The organism is Paenibacillus sp. CAU 1782 (assembly GCF_054551715.1).
Map to the genome: position 1 here is coordinate 332,776 of NZ_JBTOLL010000002.1, position 16,236 is coordinate 349,011.

Below are 16,236 nucleotides of genomic sequence, written 5' to 3' on the forward strand. Positions count from 1 at the left end.
CTTCGTTTGGCGATGCAATAGACTCACGGATGACGTAGACAAAAGCGCAGACAAGAATGCCAGCGATAATACTCATACTCACCACTCCAAGCATTAAGGATAGTTTTATTGTACCATAAAACAGGTCCTATAACACCCAAAATGATAGCGTTTTCCAAACTGTAATGACATTGTAACATTTCAAAGTCGGTGATGGCTGTCCAACTCTTTACATAGGATGTAGAAGTAGCCTTTATCTTTATGGTTAGAAAGCCGAGGAGGTCCCGAAGATGCTCCGAGCCCTATTTCATCCCTTGTCGCTGGTAGCTTACGCGGCATTTCTCCTATGCCTGCTGATGGCCGTTTTTCCAGAAGCGGCTCTGCAATCCTCCCTTAGAGGACTTTCGATCTGGTGGCAGGTGCTGTTTCCGGCCCTCTTCCCGTTTTTCGTCATTTCTGAATTACTGCTGGGACTTGGCATCGTCCACTTTTTTGGCAGGCTTCTGGACCCATTGATGCGCCCGCTATTCCGCCTGCCCGGAATTGGAGGTTTTGTGGTAGCCATGGGCTACATATCCGGCTATCCCGTAGGAGCTCGCTTAACGGCACAGCTCTGGGAGCAGCGGCTGATCAACCGGGCGGAAGGCGAACGGCTTGTCGCTTTTACAACAACCTCGGATCCCATTTTTTTAATCGGCGCCGTATCGGTCGGTTTTTTCCACCAGGCCGCTTTGGCCCCTGTACTTGCGGCAGCGCATTACGGTGGAGGGCTTGTCATCGGCTTGCTGATGCGGTTTCATGCCTCCAAGGACGGCTCCAGCCCCTCCTCGGCCGTAAAAATTGCGGAAGGCGGACGTCCGCCTTCAGGCGGCAGAGTATATGGCGGACGGCTCAAATCTGCGTTTCGCGCTATGCACGATGCCCGTCTGCTGGACGGGCGGAATTTTGGCCAATTGCTGCAGGAATCCATCCAATCGGCTCTGAGGCTTATGATTGTGGTTGGCGGTCTTGTTGTGTTTTTTTCCGTAGTCATGGAAATGCTTAACCATGCGGGTCTATTGGAGGGATTATCCAATGTTCTTCGGTTGCTGTTTGATCTTGCAGGCATGCCTGCGCAGCTGGCGGATGCAGTGGTGTTTGGTCTGTTCGAGGTAACGCTTGGAGCAAGAGCTGCCGGTGGCGCCGGGTCCGGCGCTAGCAGCCTCATGCACCAAGCCGCCATAGCGGCCTGGGTCCTTTCTTGGGGCGGATTGTCCGTCCATGCCCAAATCGCAAGCTTGCTCAGCAGAACGCAGGTGCGCTACACACCTCTGCTGATGGCCCGTCTCCTGCATGGTTTTATCGCTATGGGACTGGTCTATCTGTTATGGGGAGTTCTTGGTCCCTAATCATTGAATTTAACGCCTGTTTCCGATATCATTTAATAAGGATGTTCAAAAAGCTTGCTTTCCATAATATGACTATACAAAAGAAAAACCTCGTAAAACCCGGAAGGAGATTTCCACGTTGAAATATGCAGTAGTTGACAGAGGGGACGATCGTTCAAAGGAACTGGCCCGGCGCTTTCACGAACTTGCCGCGGAGAACAGCTTCCAGTTGGATGAGGTCAAGCCGGATATCGTCATTTCTATCGGGGGAGACGGCACCTTGCTTCAGGCGTTTCACAATTATGTTAATTCCATCTCCGATGTTGCATTTATTGGGATTCATACCGGACATCTCGGCTTTTATGCAGACTGGAATGCAGATGAGCTGGAGGAGCTGGTAGCTCTGATGGCCAAGGAAACCCCTATTATGGTTCGCTATCCGTTAGCCCAGATCGAGGTGGAAACCAGTACGGAAACCTTGAATTATTTGGCCTTGAACGAATTTACGCTTAAAGGCGTCGACGGCACGCTGGTTGCGCAAATCGATGTCAACGACGAATTGTTCGAGATGTTCCGCGGAGACGGCATCGTCATCTCCACCCCTTCCGGCAGCACCGCTTACAACAAAAGCCTGGGAGGAGCAGTCGTCCATCCCTCGATTGAATCGTTGCAGATTGCGGAGATTGCATCCATCAATAATCGGGTTTTCCGCACGCTTGGCTCATCCGTCCTGCTGCCCAAGCACCATCATTGCGATATTATTTCAAAAAAAGAACAGCGGATTCAGCTTAGCATTGACCATGTCAGCATGATGTACAGCGATATTCGTTCCATCCGCTGCAGTGTAAGCAACCGTAAGGTAAGTTTCCCAAGGTACCGGCCTTTTCCATTCTGGAACCGGGTTCGCGAAGCGTTCCTTGGTTACGATGTACAATAATGCAAAAAAAGTTGGAGGAAACGAAATCGTTTCTCTCCAACTTTTGCTTTTGGGACATATTCTTTTTTTAAAGAGAGGCAGGTTTATTCAGTGCTTCCCTTGTGAGAGGCTCCTCTGCTTTGCCGCGGCTCCGATGAAGCCGATTCCTGTGAACCGTTTCCATTTGGACCGCCTTTAGACGGCTTTTTGCCTCTGTGCTCGTGAGGGCGGCTGTTCCCCTTGCGATGTTGATGCTCCTTGTCGCGTCTGCGGTTATCGCCTTGACTGTTCCGGGATTCCCGTGGGCTTCTCCCTTCCCTCTCCTGCTTTCCGCTATGTCCCTGCTGCTCCTGATGCTCGTTTCCCGCTTCAGTACGCGGCTGATAACGATGGCGATTGCGCTGAGGGATGACAGCAGCCTCTCTTGATATCGCCAAGACTGCTCCGTCCGCTTCAGCCGCAGCTGCGGACTCGGCGGCTGCCCTCAGGTCCATGCCATCCAGCGCGATAACAGGAGGAGCTTCGTTCAGATCAAGATCGTCAGCTCCAAATTCCTTTGCCGCCCCTTGCTTTTTCTCCAAAATGAAATAAGCGCAGCCGAAATTGCAATATTCGTTAATGTAATCGCTTATGCTCGAAAACGAGCAATCCCGATTGGCCTTCTGGTGGTTATCGCGAAAAAAACCTTTAAGCCGCAGCTGATTGTAGCCCCAGTCGCCAATGATAAAATCATAACGCTCCAGCACTTCGCTGTATCGGCTCCGGAAGGATTCCGGATTCCAGCCGTTCCTGTTTTCGTGGACAAGCTCATAGGATTTGCCCCCGATATGAATCAAAGCCATAGTTTCACCTCGCTAAAAACTGCATTACTTGATGCCTACCGCAGCGCTTGCGCATGAACCGGAGGGCTCTAGCACAAACTCGTTCTCTATCCCTGTAGAAATTTCGGCGGCCATGGCTGCATGGGCGGAATCCGTCTGTTCATGCGCATGGTACGAGCTGCGTACAAGCGGCCCGGACTCCACATGGCGGAATCCTCTTTTTTTGCCTTCGATTTTAAGCTGGGCGAACTCGTCGGGATGAACGTAGCGCTTGATCGGCATATGCTTTGGCGTAGGCTGCAAATATTGCCCCAACGTCAAGATATTGCAATCAGCCGCGCGCAAATCATCCATCGCTCCCAATATTTCATCCCATTCTTCGCCAACGCCCAGCATAATGCTGGACTTCGTCGGAATTTTTGGTTTCATTTCCTTGGCCCGCCGCAGCAATTCCAGCGAACGCTGGTATTTGGCTTTGGCCCTTACGCGATCGGAAAGACGGGAAACCGTCTCGATATTGTGATTAAGAATGTCGGGATTCGCATCCATGACGACTTGAAGAGCGTCCCAATTGCCCATGAAATCGGGAATAAGAACCTCGACCCGGCAAGATGGCATCCGTTTGCGAATAGCGGCAATGGTTGCCGCAAAAATGGAGGCTCCGCCGTCAGCCAGGTCATCCCGCGCAACGGAGGTAACCACGCAGTGCATCAGGCCCATGGATTCAGCCGCTTCCGCAACGCGCTCCGGTTCCTGCAAATCCAGCTCTGTTGGCAGACCTGTTTTGACCGCGCAGAAACGGCAAGCCCGCGTACAGATATCCCCTAGAATCATAAACGTAGCTGTGCGATTGGACCAGCATTCGTAAATATTGGGGCAGCGCGCCTCTTCGCAGACTGTATGAAGCGTCTTGGAACGCATCATGTCCTTGATCTCGGAATAGTGACCGTCGGTCGTAAGTTTGATGCGAAGCCAGTCCGGCTTTTGCAACTTTTCACGCTGATTCATTTATCATTACCTGCTTTCGCGTCCAATTATAAGAAGTTGTTCAAAAAGTCCACTTTCCATTACGAAACATGCCTCGCTAAATAGCAGCATCGAATATGGCATTCACTCGAAGTAAGCGCATGCTTGCGAAGGAGGTTTCCTCCTTTGAACACGCACTATAACTCATCGCACCCATTATAACACGCTTTGCCCATAAAAAGTAATGACAAGTCCTCTGTCCCCGCGGCAAATAATGATAGCTAATTATTATCTGTTTTATCTCAAAATGAGATACATTGGCAATATGGACTTCCCGCATTTCTCCATATAGGGATAAAAAAAGTCTCTCTGCAAACCATATCTGTATCATTTATATGGTGAAAGGGTGGGACTATTGAGACTGATCTTTCATGCAACGGTCGTTGCTGTCGCGCTGCTGTCTGTCCCGGCTTTGCCGGTCAATCAGTCGGGGGAGGAAATGCCGGCAACTCGATTACAGGAGAAGCGGACGTTGCAGCAGGCCGATGCGGTGGGTGCGCAGGCGCTGGAAACAGCGTCATTAAGCGCCGGAGATTTCGATGCCCGCAGAGAGTTGTACGACCGGCTGGAATTAGTAACGGGGGTCCCCTGGTATTGGTCCGCCGCCGTTGATCAATATGAGCGGTCCATGTCAAAAGCCAAACCAAAAGCAAGGATGACGTTGGGCCAGCATTCAGGCGTGTTCGTAGAGCCCGAACGCTGGGCTGGCGGGTTAAATCCCGATCAAGATGATGTCTACCCGCTGTCCATTGGATTGTTCGGGGGCATCGGGAAAGACGGAGACGGCGATGGAACGGCAGCGCGCAGCAGCGATTTCGACCTGCTCTACTCGCTAATCTCCTTTATGTCCTCGTACGGTCCGACAGAAGCGCGCTTTCCGGCCGGCGTTTGGGAATATTACCGCAACAGCCGCGCGGTTCAGCGAATCGGACAGTTTGCGGCCATTTACGGCCACTACGGCCAATTGGATTTGTTCCAAAACTCCTTCCCGCTTCCAAAAGGAGTGTCCTATTCCTTCAAGGATACATGGGGCGACCGGCGCGGATGGGGCGGACGGCGAATTCATGAAGGAACCGACATCTTTGCCAGCCACGGCACGCCGGTTCGAAGCACCTGCTACGGCATCGTTGAAAGCAAGGGCTGGAACAAATACGGGGGCTGGCGCATCGGCATTCGCGATTTGAATAACCATTACCACTATTACGCCCATTTGTCCGGATTTCAAAAATCGCTTGCAGCCGGCCAAATCGTGGAGCCGGGTCAAGTGATCGGCTGGGTCGGCAGCACGGGCTACGGCAAACCCGGTACTTCCGGAAAATTTCCGCCCCATCTGCACTACGGCATTTACAGCGACCGCGGGCTTGTGGAGTGGGCGTTCGACCCGTTCCCATTGCTGAAACGGTGGGAACAAGCCGAACGCAAGCGTTAGGCTGCCTGCTACTCACTCTCCATCTGCAAACCGCCGGAGGAATGTCCCTCTCCTTCGCCACCGCTCTCCTCCTTATTGCCGGAGGAGGAGATGCCGGTTCCGGGTACCAGAGGAACAGAAATATTAGGTGCTTGCGGCGCAGATTCGCCTACCGGCTTGCCGCTGCCGTCGTAATAATACATCGGCACATCCCCAACAACCAGCAAATAAGAAATCGGAATTTCCGTTTGCACCAGCTCCGGGGCCGTATCAAAAGGAATGATGATGGAAACCTCTGTCGTAACGGTGATATAAACCTCCACCAGCACCATATTAATGCCCGAATTTCGTTCGCGCGTCCCAAGCTCGACCTTCACCGCTCCCACCGGCTCGAACTTAACGGGCACGCGTGGGCCGAAGGAGGAAATAATCGCGCTGTTTAAGGCATGGCCGATAGGAATATGCTCCGGTATATTTTTAATTTCGCCAAGCGTCGATTGAACGGTCTTGATCGTTTCCGAGGTAATCGCCATATGCTCTCCGTAATTCAGCATAAACCCCGATATTTTTCCATTGTCGTTCATTTTCCATTCGATCAGCTTTTCCGTTTCCGAATGGCGGGCAACCTGCTCCGTAATGGCTTTGTTGATTGCCTGTGTCGCAACCTGCTTGATTCTGACCTTGGCAATATTCATCAGTGGAGGCCGCAAATTGCGCTCGATAAACACAAACGACGGCACAGAAAACAAAAGCATTGAAACCAGAAACAGCAGCACTATCGTCCGTTTTCGCAACACCGGCCGTCTCGCTCCGGGAGGACGCGGTGCTACCGCAGGCGCTGGCCGCCTTGAATTACGCGGCTTTCCCCCCAATGTTGACGAAACAAAAAAACCGCCGGATGGTTTCCCCCATGGCTTCGGAGGTTTGCTTCCAGCACCGCGCGAAAGCAGCGTCCCGCCTTGCTTTCCCCCGCTGCCCCAGCGAACGCCCTTGCCCGGGCGATTGCCACTGCCGCCTCCAAAGAGGGGGCTCCGCTTTTGACGCTTGCCGCGCCATGGTCTGAGGTCGATCACCAGCCGTGGCAGCAGCTTTCTTTTTCCCCATTTTGCCATCGTTGCCTTCCCCCGATCCTGTCCAACCTTACCCATACCTATGCGGCTTGCGGACAAAAAAGAAGGCAGGAAGAAGCTAGCTGCGCTAACTGTAATGGCAAGTATTACGAAAAAGAGAGAGCACTGTTATGCCCCCTCATAATCTTACGCTTATTCCCATTCCAAAATGGACTCGCCACTAATTATTGTGCCATTACCTTTCCCCTCGCAAATTTCTTTCATAGAGCCCGGATTGTCAAAATTCTTTTGTACCTTGTCAAATAATCACCTCCGCGCAAATAAAAAAGGGGCTGTCCAAAAAGTCAAACGCTCTAACGGACACGGAAGTCCGTTAGACGCGTAAAACGCAGATTTTGAAATTCTAACGGACATCCTTGTCCGTTAGAGCCCCAAAATGGGTAATTATTGGATAATTTTCACTGTAACGGACATCAATGTCCGTTACAAACGCAAAAAGCTAAAAAATAAGCGCTAACGGGCACGGATGTCCATTAGCGTTTTTAATTGAATCAGATACGCGGATCGGCTTTTTGGACAGCCCCTCTTACTGGAATGAAAATATGAAAATTGTAACAATCGATTTATCAAGACACTTCCCTTTCAACCTCATATTCCCACTCCTTTCAGTAATTTTTTTCAAATATTCTATACTGCGATAGGATAAAAGGCAACACCGAAATACGTCGAACTGCTCGACGTGGATGTGGACTTCATGCATACGAAGTCGCGGTGCTGTATGACAATGTTGCCATGACCGGCGACTTTAGGCGCCTGACGTTTGCAGGAGGAATGAAAGCATCCCCTTGTGCACAATCTCCGGCTGCTCATGATTGATGGCATGTCCGGCCCTTTTTACAATGGAATATCGTAGGCCTTCGAACTCCAGCAGCCCGACAAAAGAAGGTCCCGCCACCGTATGATGATCTCCCAGCAGAAAATAAAGCTTATGCCTCAAGCTCGCCGCTTCGCCGGAGATATATTTTTGCGGCTTGTGCGGGAACATGGCGCGTTGATTATGGCTTCTCATCAGCAATACAAGATGCTCCGCCAAGGCAGGATAACGCTCGAAAACATCGCTTTCCGGCGAACTCAGCTTGGCTATGACCCGGCGCAAATTCCGGTCCGTCGGCCACAAAAGCTCAGGAAACATCATTTTCACCGTGCCGAACATCGCTTTGAGGGGATCGGGAATCATTCCGCCCTCCATACAAACCGCTTTAAGCACAATGTCCGGCTTGGCCGCCGCATACCGATACGCGATGTAAGCGCCGTTGGACACGCCTGCCGCATAGAGACAGCCCAGCCTGAGGCCTTCCCGCACCTCTTCCAGCCACGAAATACAATCGAACTCCGCTTGATTAAATCGCGTTCCCGGCTCGCTTTTTCCCGGTCCGCCCAGCGTATCCACCGCAATGCAATAGAAATGATCCGACAGCGCCCCTATATTAAGCGCCCACATTAACGCTGCATTGTCGCCAACTCCGTGAAACAGCATAAGCGGCGGATTTTCCGGTTTGCCGGCCAGAAGCACATGCGTCCTGCCATAAGAGCTCTCAACATAACGCGATTCCACTTGGGCATCCCACAGCTTCAGCAGTTCGTCGTATGAATCCAATACCTTGGAGCGCTGACGGTCGTTTTTGAAAGGCGATAGCATTTTCAACGATTCTCCTCCTTTTTTCCGTACACGTCGGGAAGGCTTGGGATGAGGCTTTATGTTTGCCGCTTCATCAAACGCAGCGCCATCTCCACGGATGGAAACAAGCCGTCGTCGCTTTCCATCCCTGCCCGGGTTAATCCCAATCCCTGCATCAGCGAAAAATAAGCGATAGCCAGCGAAACCGGATTGCCCTCCGCGATTTCCCCAATCGCTTGGCCCTCCAGAAGAAGAGGGACCAGATTTGCAATGGGCTCGCTCCTTTTTTGCTCCGCCAGAGATTTGGCTTCCTCCGGAACGCCATCCGCCGCAGCGGACAGCAACAAATTGAACCGCCAATGCTGAAGGGCAACACTATCACTGGCCAAATAGGCCTCGGTCAGCCATGTGATCCGCTCTAGCGGAGAACCAGGCAGCCGGGATGCCCAAATCACCGATTGGGATGCTCCATTTAATGCGATTTCCGCGATTTTGACAAACAACTCGTCTTTGGACTTGTAATAGCTGTACACATACCCCTGACTAAATCCCGCAGACGCGGCAATGTCTTTGATTTTGGCACCTGTATAGCCTTTTTTTGAAAATACATCTACCGCATGAAGCATAATGTTGCGGCGGTTCGCATCCCCCGCTCCATTCTGAAAAGCCTCCATAAATTGCTGCATCAGCAGCTTGCTTTGCTCCGACATTCCTTTGTCCGCCTCCCGGAATCTTTTGAATGAACGTTCATTCAAAAATATATCAAAAAAAGGAAGCCCTTTCAACCCACCCCATTTCCTTATTGCGTTGTTCAAAAAAAGGGGGCCGAAAACTCCCCCTTTACCTGCTTTATTACAAGTCCAGACCGTTCAAAACAGTGCGTTTTTCAGCGGATTCAAAAATGGCTTCGATCAAACGAAGCACCCGGAGCGCTTCTTCATTTTTGACAAGCTGTGGCGATGTGCCTTCGATGGCAGCGATAAAGTTTTCGTAGAAGCTTTGCGCAGGCACTGGCGGTTTCTCCAGCGGCAGCTTCAATGTCGACTCCTCGGATGGAGGAGCCATCGTTTTGGTCAAGCCTTGTCCCGCTTTGATCGGCTTAGGCTCAACTTTGGCTACATCGGGATTGTTGCGTACAATTTCGCCGCTCAAATCCCAGTCCTTCAGTATCGCGGAGCCTTCCGTACCCTTCACGTACCAGCGGGGAAGCTTGATGTAGTTGGTTGTTCCCACTTCGATCAGCGCAGTCAAGCCGTCCTTGAACTTGATAAAGCTGGTGAAGCCGTCATCCACTTCCGTGCCGAGAATACTGCTTAGCTCTGTCCATACGCTGTCGATCTTGCTGTCTGTAATAAGAAGCAGCTGATCCAGCAGGTGGACGCCCCAGTCCAGAAGCATGCCGCCGCCCGGAGCTTTCACTTGGCGCCAGTCGCCTGGAATGCCGTTTGCACCTTGAACGCGGGATTCCAGATGGAAAGTATCCCCGATTTGTTTGGTGTCAATCAGATGTTTGATCGTCAGGAAATCTTCATCCCAGCGACGATTTTGGTGAACGGAGAACACCCGGTTTGTTTCCTTCTGAACTTCAATAATATCCAGCAGCTCGCTGCTTGTAATCGTCACGGGTTTTTCACAAATGACATGTTTGCCGGCTCTCAGCGAGGAAATCGCAATATCCCGGTGCACGTCGTTAGGCGTTGCGATCAGGACAATGTCTACCGTGCCGTCTGCCAGCAGCTCGTCCAGGCTGCCATAAGTTTTGTACCCTTGCTCTGCGGCCGCTTTCAGCCGATCCTCGCTAATATCGAACGCGCCTGTTACCTGGATGCCATTCACTGGCTCTACCAGCCTTGTATGATAAGAGCCCATCCCGCCGTAACCAACAATCGCCATGTTATATGTTTTGTTTGCCATATTAATCCTTCCTTTCTCCTGTACAAATGCATATGATCAAGCATTTAACGTTAACATGTCTTTAATTCTACAGGGATTTTATTGTTTACGATACGGTAAAATCACGTCATTTTTGCAGGATATTTATGCTTATTTGTCCTCTTTTCTAACCTCTAAGCTTTCGGAACTGGTCGGGCGTCATTCCTTCCGACCTTCGGAAGACTTGAATGAAATAAGAGCTTTCCGCAAAACCAGCCGTCTCGGCGATGGCTTTGATTGTCAGCTTGGTTGAAACGAGCAGCCTTTTTGCATGGAGAACCCGGCATTCTGTCAAAAATTGAATCGGCGACGAACCGATCACTACATGGAACCTGCGGCTAAAATGGGACATGCTGCAGCCCGCCGCCTTGGCCATTTGCGGGAGCGCCAACGGCTCGCGGCTATGCTCCCTTATCCATTCCGCCGCTTCCAGAAAGCGGCTTCGCTGCACGCCGGCGGCATTTTCACCCGCCTCTTCTCCGTGCTGAGCGAGCTCCGCGAGCAATTCGTAGAGCAGGGCTGAAACACTGGCCTCGCCGCTGGATAACGAAGGAATGCCTCCTTCCAGCAGCCTTTTCCATAAAGCTTCGATCTCGGGACGCCCGCGCCAGAAAAACAGCCAAGGCTCCCCCTCCCCCTTGCCTTGGAGAAGCAAAGGAACCGCCGGACCAACAAAGTGGACCCAGCCAACCTCCCAAGGATCTTCGGCATCCGCGCAATAGTTCTGCTCCAGGCCCGGCCCGTACAGGAAGCCCTGTCCCGCTTCCAATGCCGTCTTTCTTCCGCCTAACTCCACATATCCCCTTCCAGCAAGGACAATATGAAGGTTGTAGGCGGCAAACCGGCCTTGCTCCCGAAGTTCGGCATGGGCCGGTTCATTCTTATAATGGCCGAAGGACTCCGGATAACAAAGAAACCTCCGAAACCGTGGTTGCGGCAAAAAATGATTAATTCTCATTCCTTCCTCCCAAAGAGCAAAATATTCATACTCCGGATCAAAAACATCGCATTTACCGTTAGTATACCTCATTTTATAATGAAGACATAACTTGTAGTTCAAGCAAAATAATCACATATCCATTAAAACAAGAAAAGAGGTAACTGTATGTACTTTGGCGTAGATTATTATCCGGAGCATTGGCCGGAGGAACGTTGGAAGATCGACGCGGCCATGATGCGCGAAGCCCATATCAATATCGTCAGGCTTGCGGAGTTTGCCTGGTCGGTCATGGAGCCGGAGGAGGGCGTCTACGACTTTGCCTGGCTGGACCGGGCTATAGACGTTTTAACCGCGCAAGGCATCAAAATCGTATTGGGCACGCCAACCGCGGCGGCGCCTAAATGGCTGATGGACAAATATCCCGATATGTACCCCGTCGACGTGTACGGCCTTACCAAAGGTTTTGGCACGCGGCGCCATTATTGCGTCAACCATCCCGTCTATCGGGAATACTCGCGTCGGATCGTCGAAGCGATGGGCCGCCATTACAAGGATCATCCCCATGTCATTGCCTGGCAAATCGACAACGAGTTTGGCGGGCCTTGCTTTTGCGAGAGCGATCTATTGGGCTTCCGGTTGTGGCTGCGCCGCAAATACGGCACCATCGACAAGCTGAACGCCGAATGGGGCACCGTCTTCTGGAGCCAGACGTACCGCCACTTTGACGAAATCATTCTGCCGGCCTATTCCTCCAGCGACGGTTTTTCGCAGAATAACGGCTCCGGCGGTATCCAGTCCACGCCGAACAACCACAACCCCGGACTGCTCCTGGATTATTATCGCTTCTTCTCGGATGCCACGGCGGATTACCAAAGCATGCAGATCGGCGCGCTTCGTTACTTTACCGATTTGCCGATCACGCATAATTTGATGGGCCATTTCAGCGAGCTGGATTATTTCGACCTGGGCAAAGATCTCGATTTTGTTTGCTGGGACAACTACCCCAATAACATGTGGGGCAAATCCGACCATCATACCGTCGGGATGGCGCATGATTTGATGCGGGGCATCAAGCAAAGGAACTTCTGGATGATGGAGCAGCAAAGCGGTCCGTGCGGCTGGCAAGCCATGGGCGACACGCCTGAGCCGGGACAAGTGAAGCTGTGGACCTATCAAGCCATCGCTCACGGGGCGGATGCCATGGTATATTTTCGCTGGAGAGCCTGTACGGTAGGCATCGAGCAGTATTGGCACGGCATTCTGGATCATGACGGCGTTGGGCGCCGAAGATTGCGCGAAATTACGGGAATAGGCAAAGAGCTCAAGGAGCTTTCGCCATGGTATGTAGGCGCCCGAAATCAAAATGACGTTGCCCTGATCAAAAGCTATGACAACTTGTGGAGCCATCGCGGCCAGCCGCATAACCGCAAATTTTCATATAACGGCCTGCTGGATTCCTATTATCGCGCGTTCAACAGCAACCATGCCGGCATGGACGTTACAAGCGTTGAAGCCGATTTTTCGCCGTACAAGCTGGTGCTTATGCCGGCCTTTAATTTGATGACGGAAGAAATCGCGTCAAAATGCGAACAGTATGTGCGTGAAGGCGGAGCGCTGCTGATTACATTCCGCTCGGGCACCCGAACCTGGAACAACGCCATGACGACCTTGACCCTTCCCGGCTTGTTCAGGCCGATTGCCGGCGTGGAGCTTGAGGAATACGATTCGTTATTTTCCGAGCGGACAGTAACAGTGGAAGGTTCATTTGGCAGCGGAAAAGCGGAGGTATGGTGCGACGTGCTGAAGCTTGACGGCGCGGAGTCGCTTGCCGAATACGGAAGCCATTATTATAAAGGTTCTCCTGCCGTCACGGTTAACCGCTATGGCAAAGGCCGTGTTTATTATGTCGGCTGCGACCTCGACCAAGCTGCACTTGTGCCGCTGGCGGAAATGATTATGGATAAAGAAGGAATAAGCGGCGCTTTGAATGAGAAGCATGCCGGCATCGAGGCGGTAACCCGCACGACGGCGGAAGGCGTGCCTTATCTAATGCTGATGAACCACAATAATGTTGCCGCCTCCGTTTCACTGGACGGTGTTTACCGCGACGTGCTGCTGGAGGATATCTATGAAGGTTCCGTAACCATGGAGCCTTACGCAGTGCTTACCCTTCAAAAAATACCGGATTAAGCCGCGGGCAGTAGACTTGTCTCCTGGAAATGATGTACGCTGGGAAGGAATGAGATACATCATGGAAAGGCGGTAACAGCGTGATGGTTATACCTGAATTTGCAAAGGCGGAATCAGCGGAGCATATCTCCCTTCTGGCAGCCATGGCGGAGACGATCTGGCATGAATATTACGCCAGCCTGATCTCTTTTGAACAAATTACCTACATGGTCGACAAGTTTCAATCCGTACAAGCTATTTCCTCCCAAATACAGGAAGGGAAGCTGGACTATTATTTTATTGCCGAAGAGGGCATACCCGTCGGTTATCTTGCCGTCTCCGAGGACAACGGCGCATTGTTTTTGAGCAAATTGTATGTCTTAAAAGAGCATCGGGGAAAAGGAGCCGCAAGCAGGGCGATGACCTTTTTGGAACAGTTATGCAAGATTCGGGATCTCCAAACGATCTGGCTGACCGTCAACCGGCATAATGACGCCTCTATTGCCGTATACGAGAAAAAAGGCTTCCGTAAGTTGCGCGAGCAAGTTGGCGATATCGGGAACGGTTATGTAATGGACGATTACATCATGGAAAAGGCCATTTAGCAAGAAACAACCCTATAAGAGGTTGTTCCGCATTATCATGCATGTCGGGACAGGACGTGTTCCAGCCGGTTGGCTGTGTCCTGTCTCCCAACTTGCTGGAGGAGGTATTATTTATGGAAGAATTTCACTATGAAGTGCTGATCACCGGGCAATTATCCACGAACAAATACCGTTATCCGGATGAAAAAAGAGACATCATTTGTTCAACGACACTGGTTAGCGGACATGGAGTCCGGGTGCTGATCGATCCCGGCTGGCGCGAGGATCTGCTGCGCGAGGCTTTGGAAAAATCGGAGCTTGCGCGGGATGGAATCGACATCGTCTACGCTACTCATATGCATCCCGACCACTTCCGATGCGCCAGCTTGTTTCCAAACGCTCGCTTGCTTGCAAACCGGAATGAGCTAAACAACTGGTGGGGAAGATTAACCGGGACGGACAAAGAACTTATGGATCGCTTCCAGCCTATAGAGGGCCACATTGTTGACGGGTTAAGCATCGTGGAGACGCCCGGGCATACCCTTGGCCACACCTCAGTGCTATTCAAGCATAAAGGACAGAAGATTTTGGTCGCTGCCGATGCCGTTTTGGCAAAGGAATATTACCAGCATATCGAGGTTCATCCCATATCGGAGGATAAGGAGCTTGCCAAGCAATCCATCAAAATGATTAAAGCGCTCTCTCCGGACTGGATTATCCCGGGACATGACGAGCCTTTTCAAGGATAAGGTAAACTACAGAGTTTCAGCGGTGTGGGCCGGCGTGTGAAAACCAGAACCCCACACACTCTGGACTGACGCTACTTTTCTTTATTTCAACTTTTATAGTCAATTTAGCTTCTTTGTAAGAAATATTTCCAGTGGTTGTGTATCCAGAATTAAACAGCCTGCATCGTTATATCCTAGTTTTCTATAAAAGTGTTGAGCTTCTTCGTCTGCCTGAGTGGATGTCATAATCAATTTAAAACCCTGTTGATTCATTTGATCTTCCCAAAAGAGGACAAGCTGTTTTCCTGCACCCTTGCCTCGATATTGTTCGTCAACCCAAAGCATATTCATAAAAGGAATGTTGTCCCAAAAATAACCATACCTCAGCCATCCAATCATACTTTCATCCTGGAGCTGCAGTATGTATATTTCCTTTTCGTTGATTTTTGACAATATCATGCGATCCGAAATATGATGGTCTCGGGCTTTTATTGCTTCAAAATCTGCATGTGTTGCATAGCGTATTCTCATCTACATTCTCCCCTTAGTTTTAAGATCATCTGCAATGTTATTTTAGAGTAAACCACTCATAAGCGGATGATAAATAACAACTATATTTGAATAATACTAACACTCAGAATACATCAGCAGTCATCGGCCATTCCAAGCTAAAACAGAATTGACCTTGAAGCATAAAAAGCTCCGAACCGCATTGCGGCCGGAGCTCCTGCCAGCTTAAGCTGACTTTCCCGAAAATTCCTTTGCTTTGTTCCTCTGAGCTACTCCAGCAATCTTCCGCTCCGGCCGCCATAAGGCCGCAGCAGCTCTTCACTGGTAGGTTTGGAGCCCGCAGGGAAAATCCGTTCCGCCAATGCGTTAAACTCCATAATGTAATTTTGGACGGGATACCCTTCCTTGGCGTCGTTCATATAGGCGTTTAACCGGCCTACGAATTCGGGATGTGCGGAAATGTATACATGCTCCACATCGGGACGAAGCCTTTTAACAATGACCTCTACCTCCGACCTTATCGTATCAGTCAAATTTTCTTCTCCTGTGGACAAGCTTCTTAGCCCCTGATACGGGCGGGCATCTCCTTTTCCAAGCATGCTGATCCCGGTTCTGCTCAATGTTTTGGCGTTGCTCTTGGGTTCGGCTTCATTCAGCGACAAAGCGACGTAAGCATTCTGGTTGGCAAGCAGCACATACGACGCTTTTACGGGCGGGATTTCTTCCGTCAGCTTATTGGATACCTCGGCATTCATTTCGACTCTATAATTTTTGTGGGAACCGATCAAGTTGTTGCTGTACAGCCGGTTTCCGTTAACCCGGTTCATATCGTTTCTTTGATCGTCTGCGAATCGTTTGTCCCGCAGCAGGTTGCCGTTAGCATCGTAACGTACCTGATTGCTCCGGATATTTTTATTTCCGAGATCGCCTACTTTCTCCATTCCGCAGCCGCCGGCCACTGCCGCCACGACTAAGCACATAAGCAAAACTGCGAGCATATGCCTAATTTTTTTTGCCATCTATGCATGCCTCCTCCGTTCCTTCTGAAAAATCATTGCCCTTGACCTTCATGCCTATTTTTTGCGGACATCGGGAACGGTATTCATAT

15 protein-coding genes are annotated in these 16,236 nt (G+C 50.9%); 6 read left to right on the forward strand and 9 right to left on the reverse strand.

What is annotated here, in order from left to right; genetic code table 11:
• Window positions 1-269: 269 nt before the first annotated feature.
• Window positions 270-1,367, forward strand: a complete 1,098-nt coding sequence (gene ylbJ / locus ACX93W_RS10495; RefSeq protein WP_459392311.1) for a sporulation integral membrane protein YlbJ — start codon at window positions 270-272, stop codon at window positions 1,365-1,367.
• A 118-nt stretch (window positions 1,368-1,485) separates the two neighbouring features.
• Complete coding sequence (locus tag ACX93W_RS10500) at window positions 1,486-2,283, forward strand: NAD kinase (protein ID WP_459392312.1); 798 nt, start codon at window positions 1,486-1,488, stop codon at window positions 2,281-2,283.
• Between the two features lie 83 nt (window positions 2,284-2,366).
• On the opposite strand, the gene ACX93W_RS10505 is transcribed toward ACX93W_RS10500, so the two are convergent.
• Window positions 2,367-3,104 (reverse strand): YutD family protein, encoded by a 738-nt coding sequence (locus ACX93W_RS10505; protein WP_459392313.1) that lies wholly within the window; start codon window positions 3,102-3,104, stop codon window positions 2,367-2,369.
• 24 nt (window positions 3,105-3,128) lie between these two features.
• On the reverse strand, window positions 3,129-4,091 hold the full coding sequence (gene lipA / locus ACX93W_RS10510; RefSeq protein ID WP_459392314.1) for a lipoyl synthase: 963 nt from the start codon (window positions 4,089-4,091) through the stop codon (window positions 3,129-3,131).
• Between the two features lie 364 nt (window positions 4,092-4,455).
• Here lipA and ACX93W_RS10515 point away from each other — a divergent pair, with 364 nt between their 5' ends.
• Window positions 4,456-5,538, forward strand: a complete 1,083-nt coding sequence (locus tag ACX93W_RS10515) for a M23 family metallopeptidase (RefSeq protein WP_459392315.1) — start codon at window positions 4,456-4,458, stop codon at window positions 5,536-5,538.
• 8 nt (window positions 5,539-5,546) lie between these two features.
• Here ACX93W_RS10515 and yunB read toward each other — a convergent pair whose 3' ends face one another.
• From yunB to ACX93W_RS10540, 5 genes are all read right to left on the reverse strand, one after another.
• Window positions 5,547-6,629, reverse strand: coding sequence for a sporulation protein YunB (yunB, locus tag ACX93W_RS10520; RefSeq protein WP_459392316.1), 1,083 nt, complete (start codon window positions 6,627-6,629; stop codon window positions 5,547-5,549).
• Window positions 6,630-7,392: 763 nt separating this feature from the next.
• Window positions 7,393-8,286, reverse strand: a complete 894-nt coding sequence (locus ACX93W_RS10525) for an alpha/beta fold hydrolase (protein WP_459392377.1) — start codon at window positions 8,284-8,286, stop codon at window positions 7,393-7,395.
• A gap of 56 nt (window positions 8,287-8,342) precedes the next feature.
• The gene (locus ACX93W_RS10530) at window positions 8,343-8,975 is read right to left on the reverse strand and encodes a TetR/AcrR family transcriptional regulator (protein ID WP_459392317.1); all 633 of its coding nucleotides are present in this window, start codon (window positions 8,973-8,975) and stop codon (window positions 8,343-8,345) included.
• A 142-nt stretch (window positions 8,976-9,117) separates the two neighbouring features.
• The gene (locus ACX93W_RS10535; RefSeq protein ID WP_459392318.1) at window positions 9,118-10,179 is read right to left on the reverse strand and encodes a Gfo/Idh/MocA family protein; all 1,062 of its coding nucleotides are present in this window, start codon (window positions 10,177-10,179) and stop codon (window positions 9,118-9,120) included.
• A gap of 145 nt (window positions 10,180-10,324) precedes the next feature.
• On the reverse strand, window positions 10,325-11,155 hold the full coding sequence (locus ACX93W_RS10540; RefSeq protein ID WP_459392319.1) for a helix-turn-helix domain-containing protein: 831 nt from the start codon (window positions 11,153-11,155) through the stop codon (window positions 10,325-10,327).
• A 147-nt stretch (window positions 11,156-11,302) separates the two neighbouring features.
• Between ACX93W_RS10540 and ACX93W_RS10545 the strand changes: the two genes are divergently transcribed.
• The 3 genes from ACX93W_RS10545 (at window position 11,303) to ACX93W_RS10555 (ending at window position 14,639) form a co-directional block, all read left to right on the forward strand.
• Window positions 11,303-13,327, forward strand: a complete 2,025-nt coding sequence (locus ACX93W_RS10545) for a beta-galactosidase (protein ID WP_459392320.1) — start codon at window positions 11,303-11,305, stop codon at window positions 13,325-13,327.
• A gap of 83 nt (window positions 13,328-13,410) precedes the next feature.
• Window positions 13,411-13,911, forward strand: a complete 501-nt coding sequence (locus tag ACX93W_RS10550) for a GNAT family N-acetyltransferase (RefSeq protein ID WP_459392378.1) — start codon at window positions 13,411-13,413, stop codon at window positions 13,909-13,911.
• Between the two features lie 113 nt (window positions 13,912-14,024).
• Window positions 14,025-14,639 carry an MBL fold metallo-hydrolase gene (locus tag ACX93W_RS10555; RefSeq protein ID WP_459392321.1) on the forward strand — a complete coding sequence of 205 codons (615 nt, stop codon included), beginning with the start codon at window positions 14,025-14,027 and terminating at the stop codon, window positions 14,637-14,639.
• 99 nt (window positions 14,640-14,738) lie between these two features.
• Here the strand turns inward: ACX93W_RS10555 and ACX93W_RS10560 are convergent, their stop codons facing one another.
• Window positions 14,739-15,149 carry a GNAT family N-acetyltransferase gene (locus tag ACX93W_RS10560; protein ID WP_459392322.1) on the reverse strand — a complete coding sequence of 137 codons (411 nt, stop codon included), beginning with the start codon at window positions 15,147-15,149 and terminating at the stop codon, window positions 14,739-14,741.
• Between the two features lie 248 nt (window positions 15,150-15,397).
• On the reverse strand, window positions 15,398-16,147 hold the full coding sequence (locus ACX93W_RS10565; protein WP_459392323.1) for a YhcN/YlaJ family sporulation lipoprotein: 750 nt from the start codon (window positions 16,145-16,147) through the stop codon (window positions 15,398-15,400).
• Window positions 16,148-16,236 lie beyond the last annotated feature (89 nt).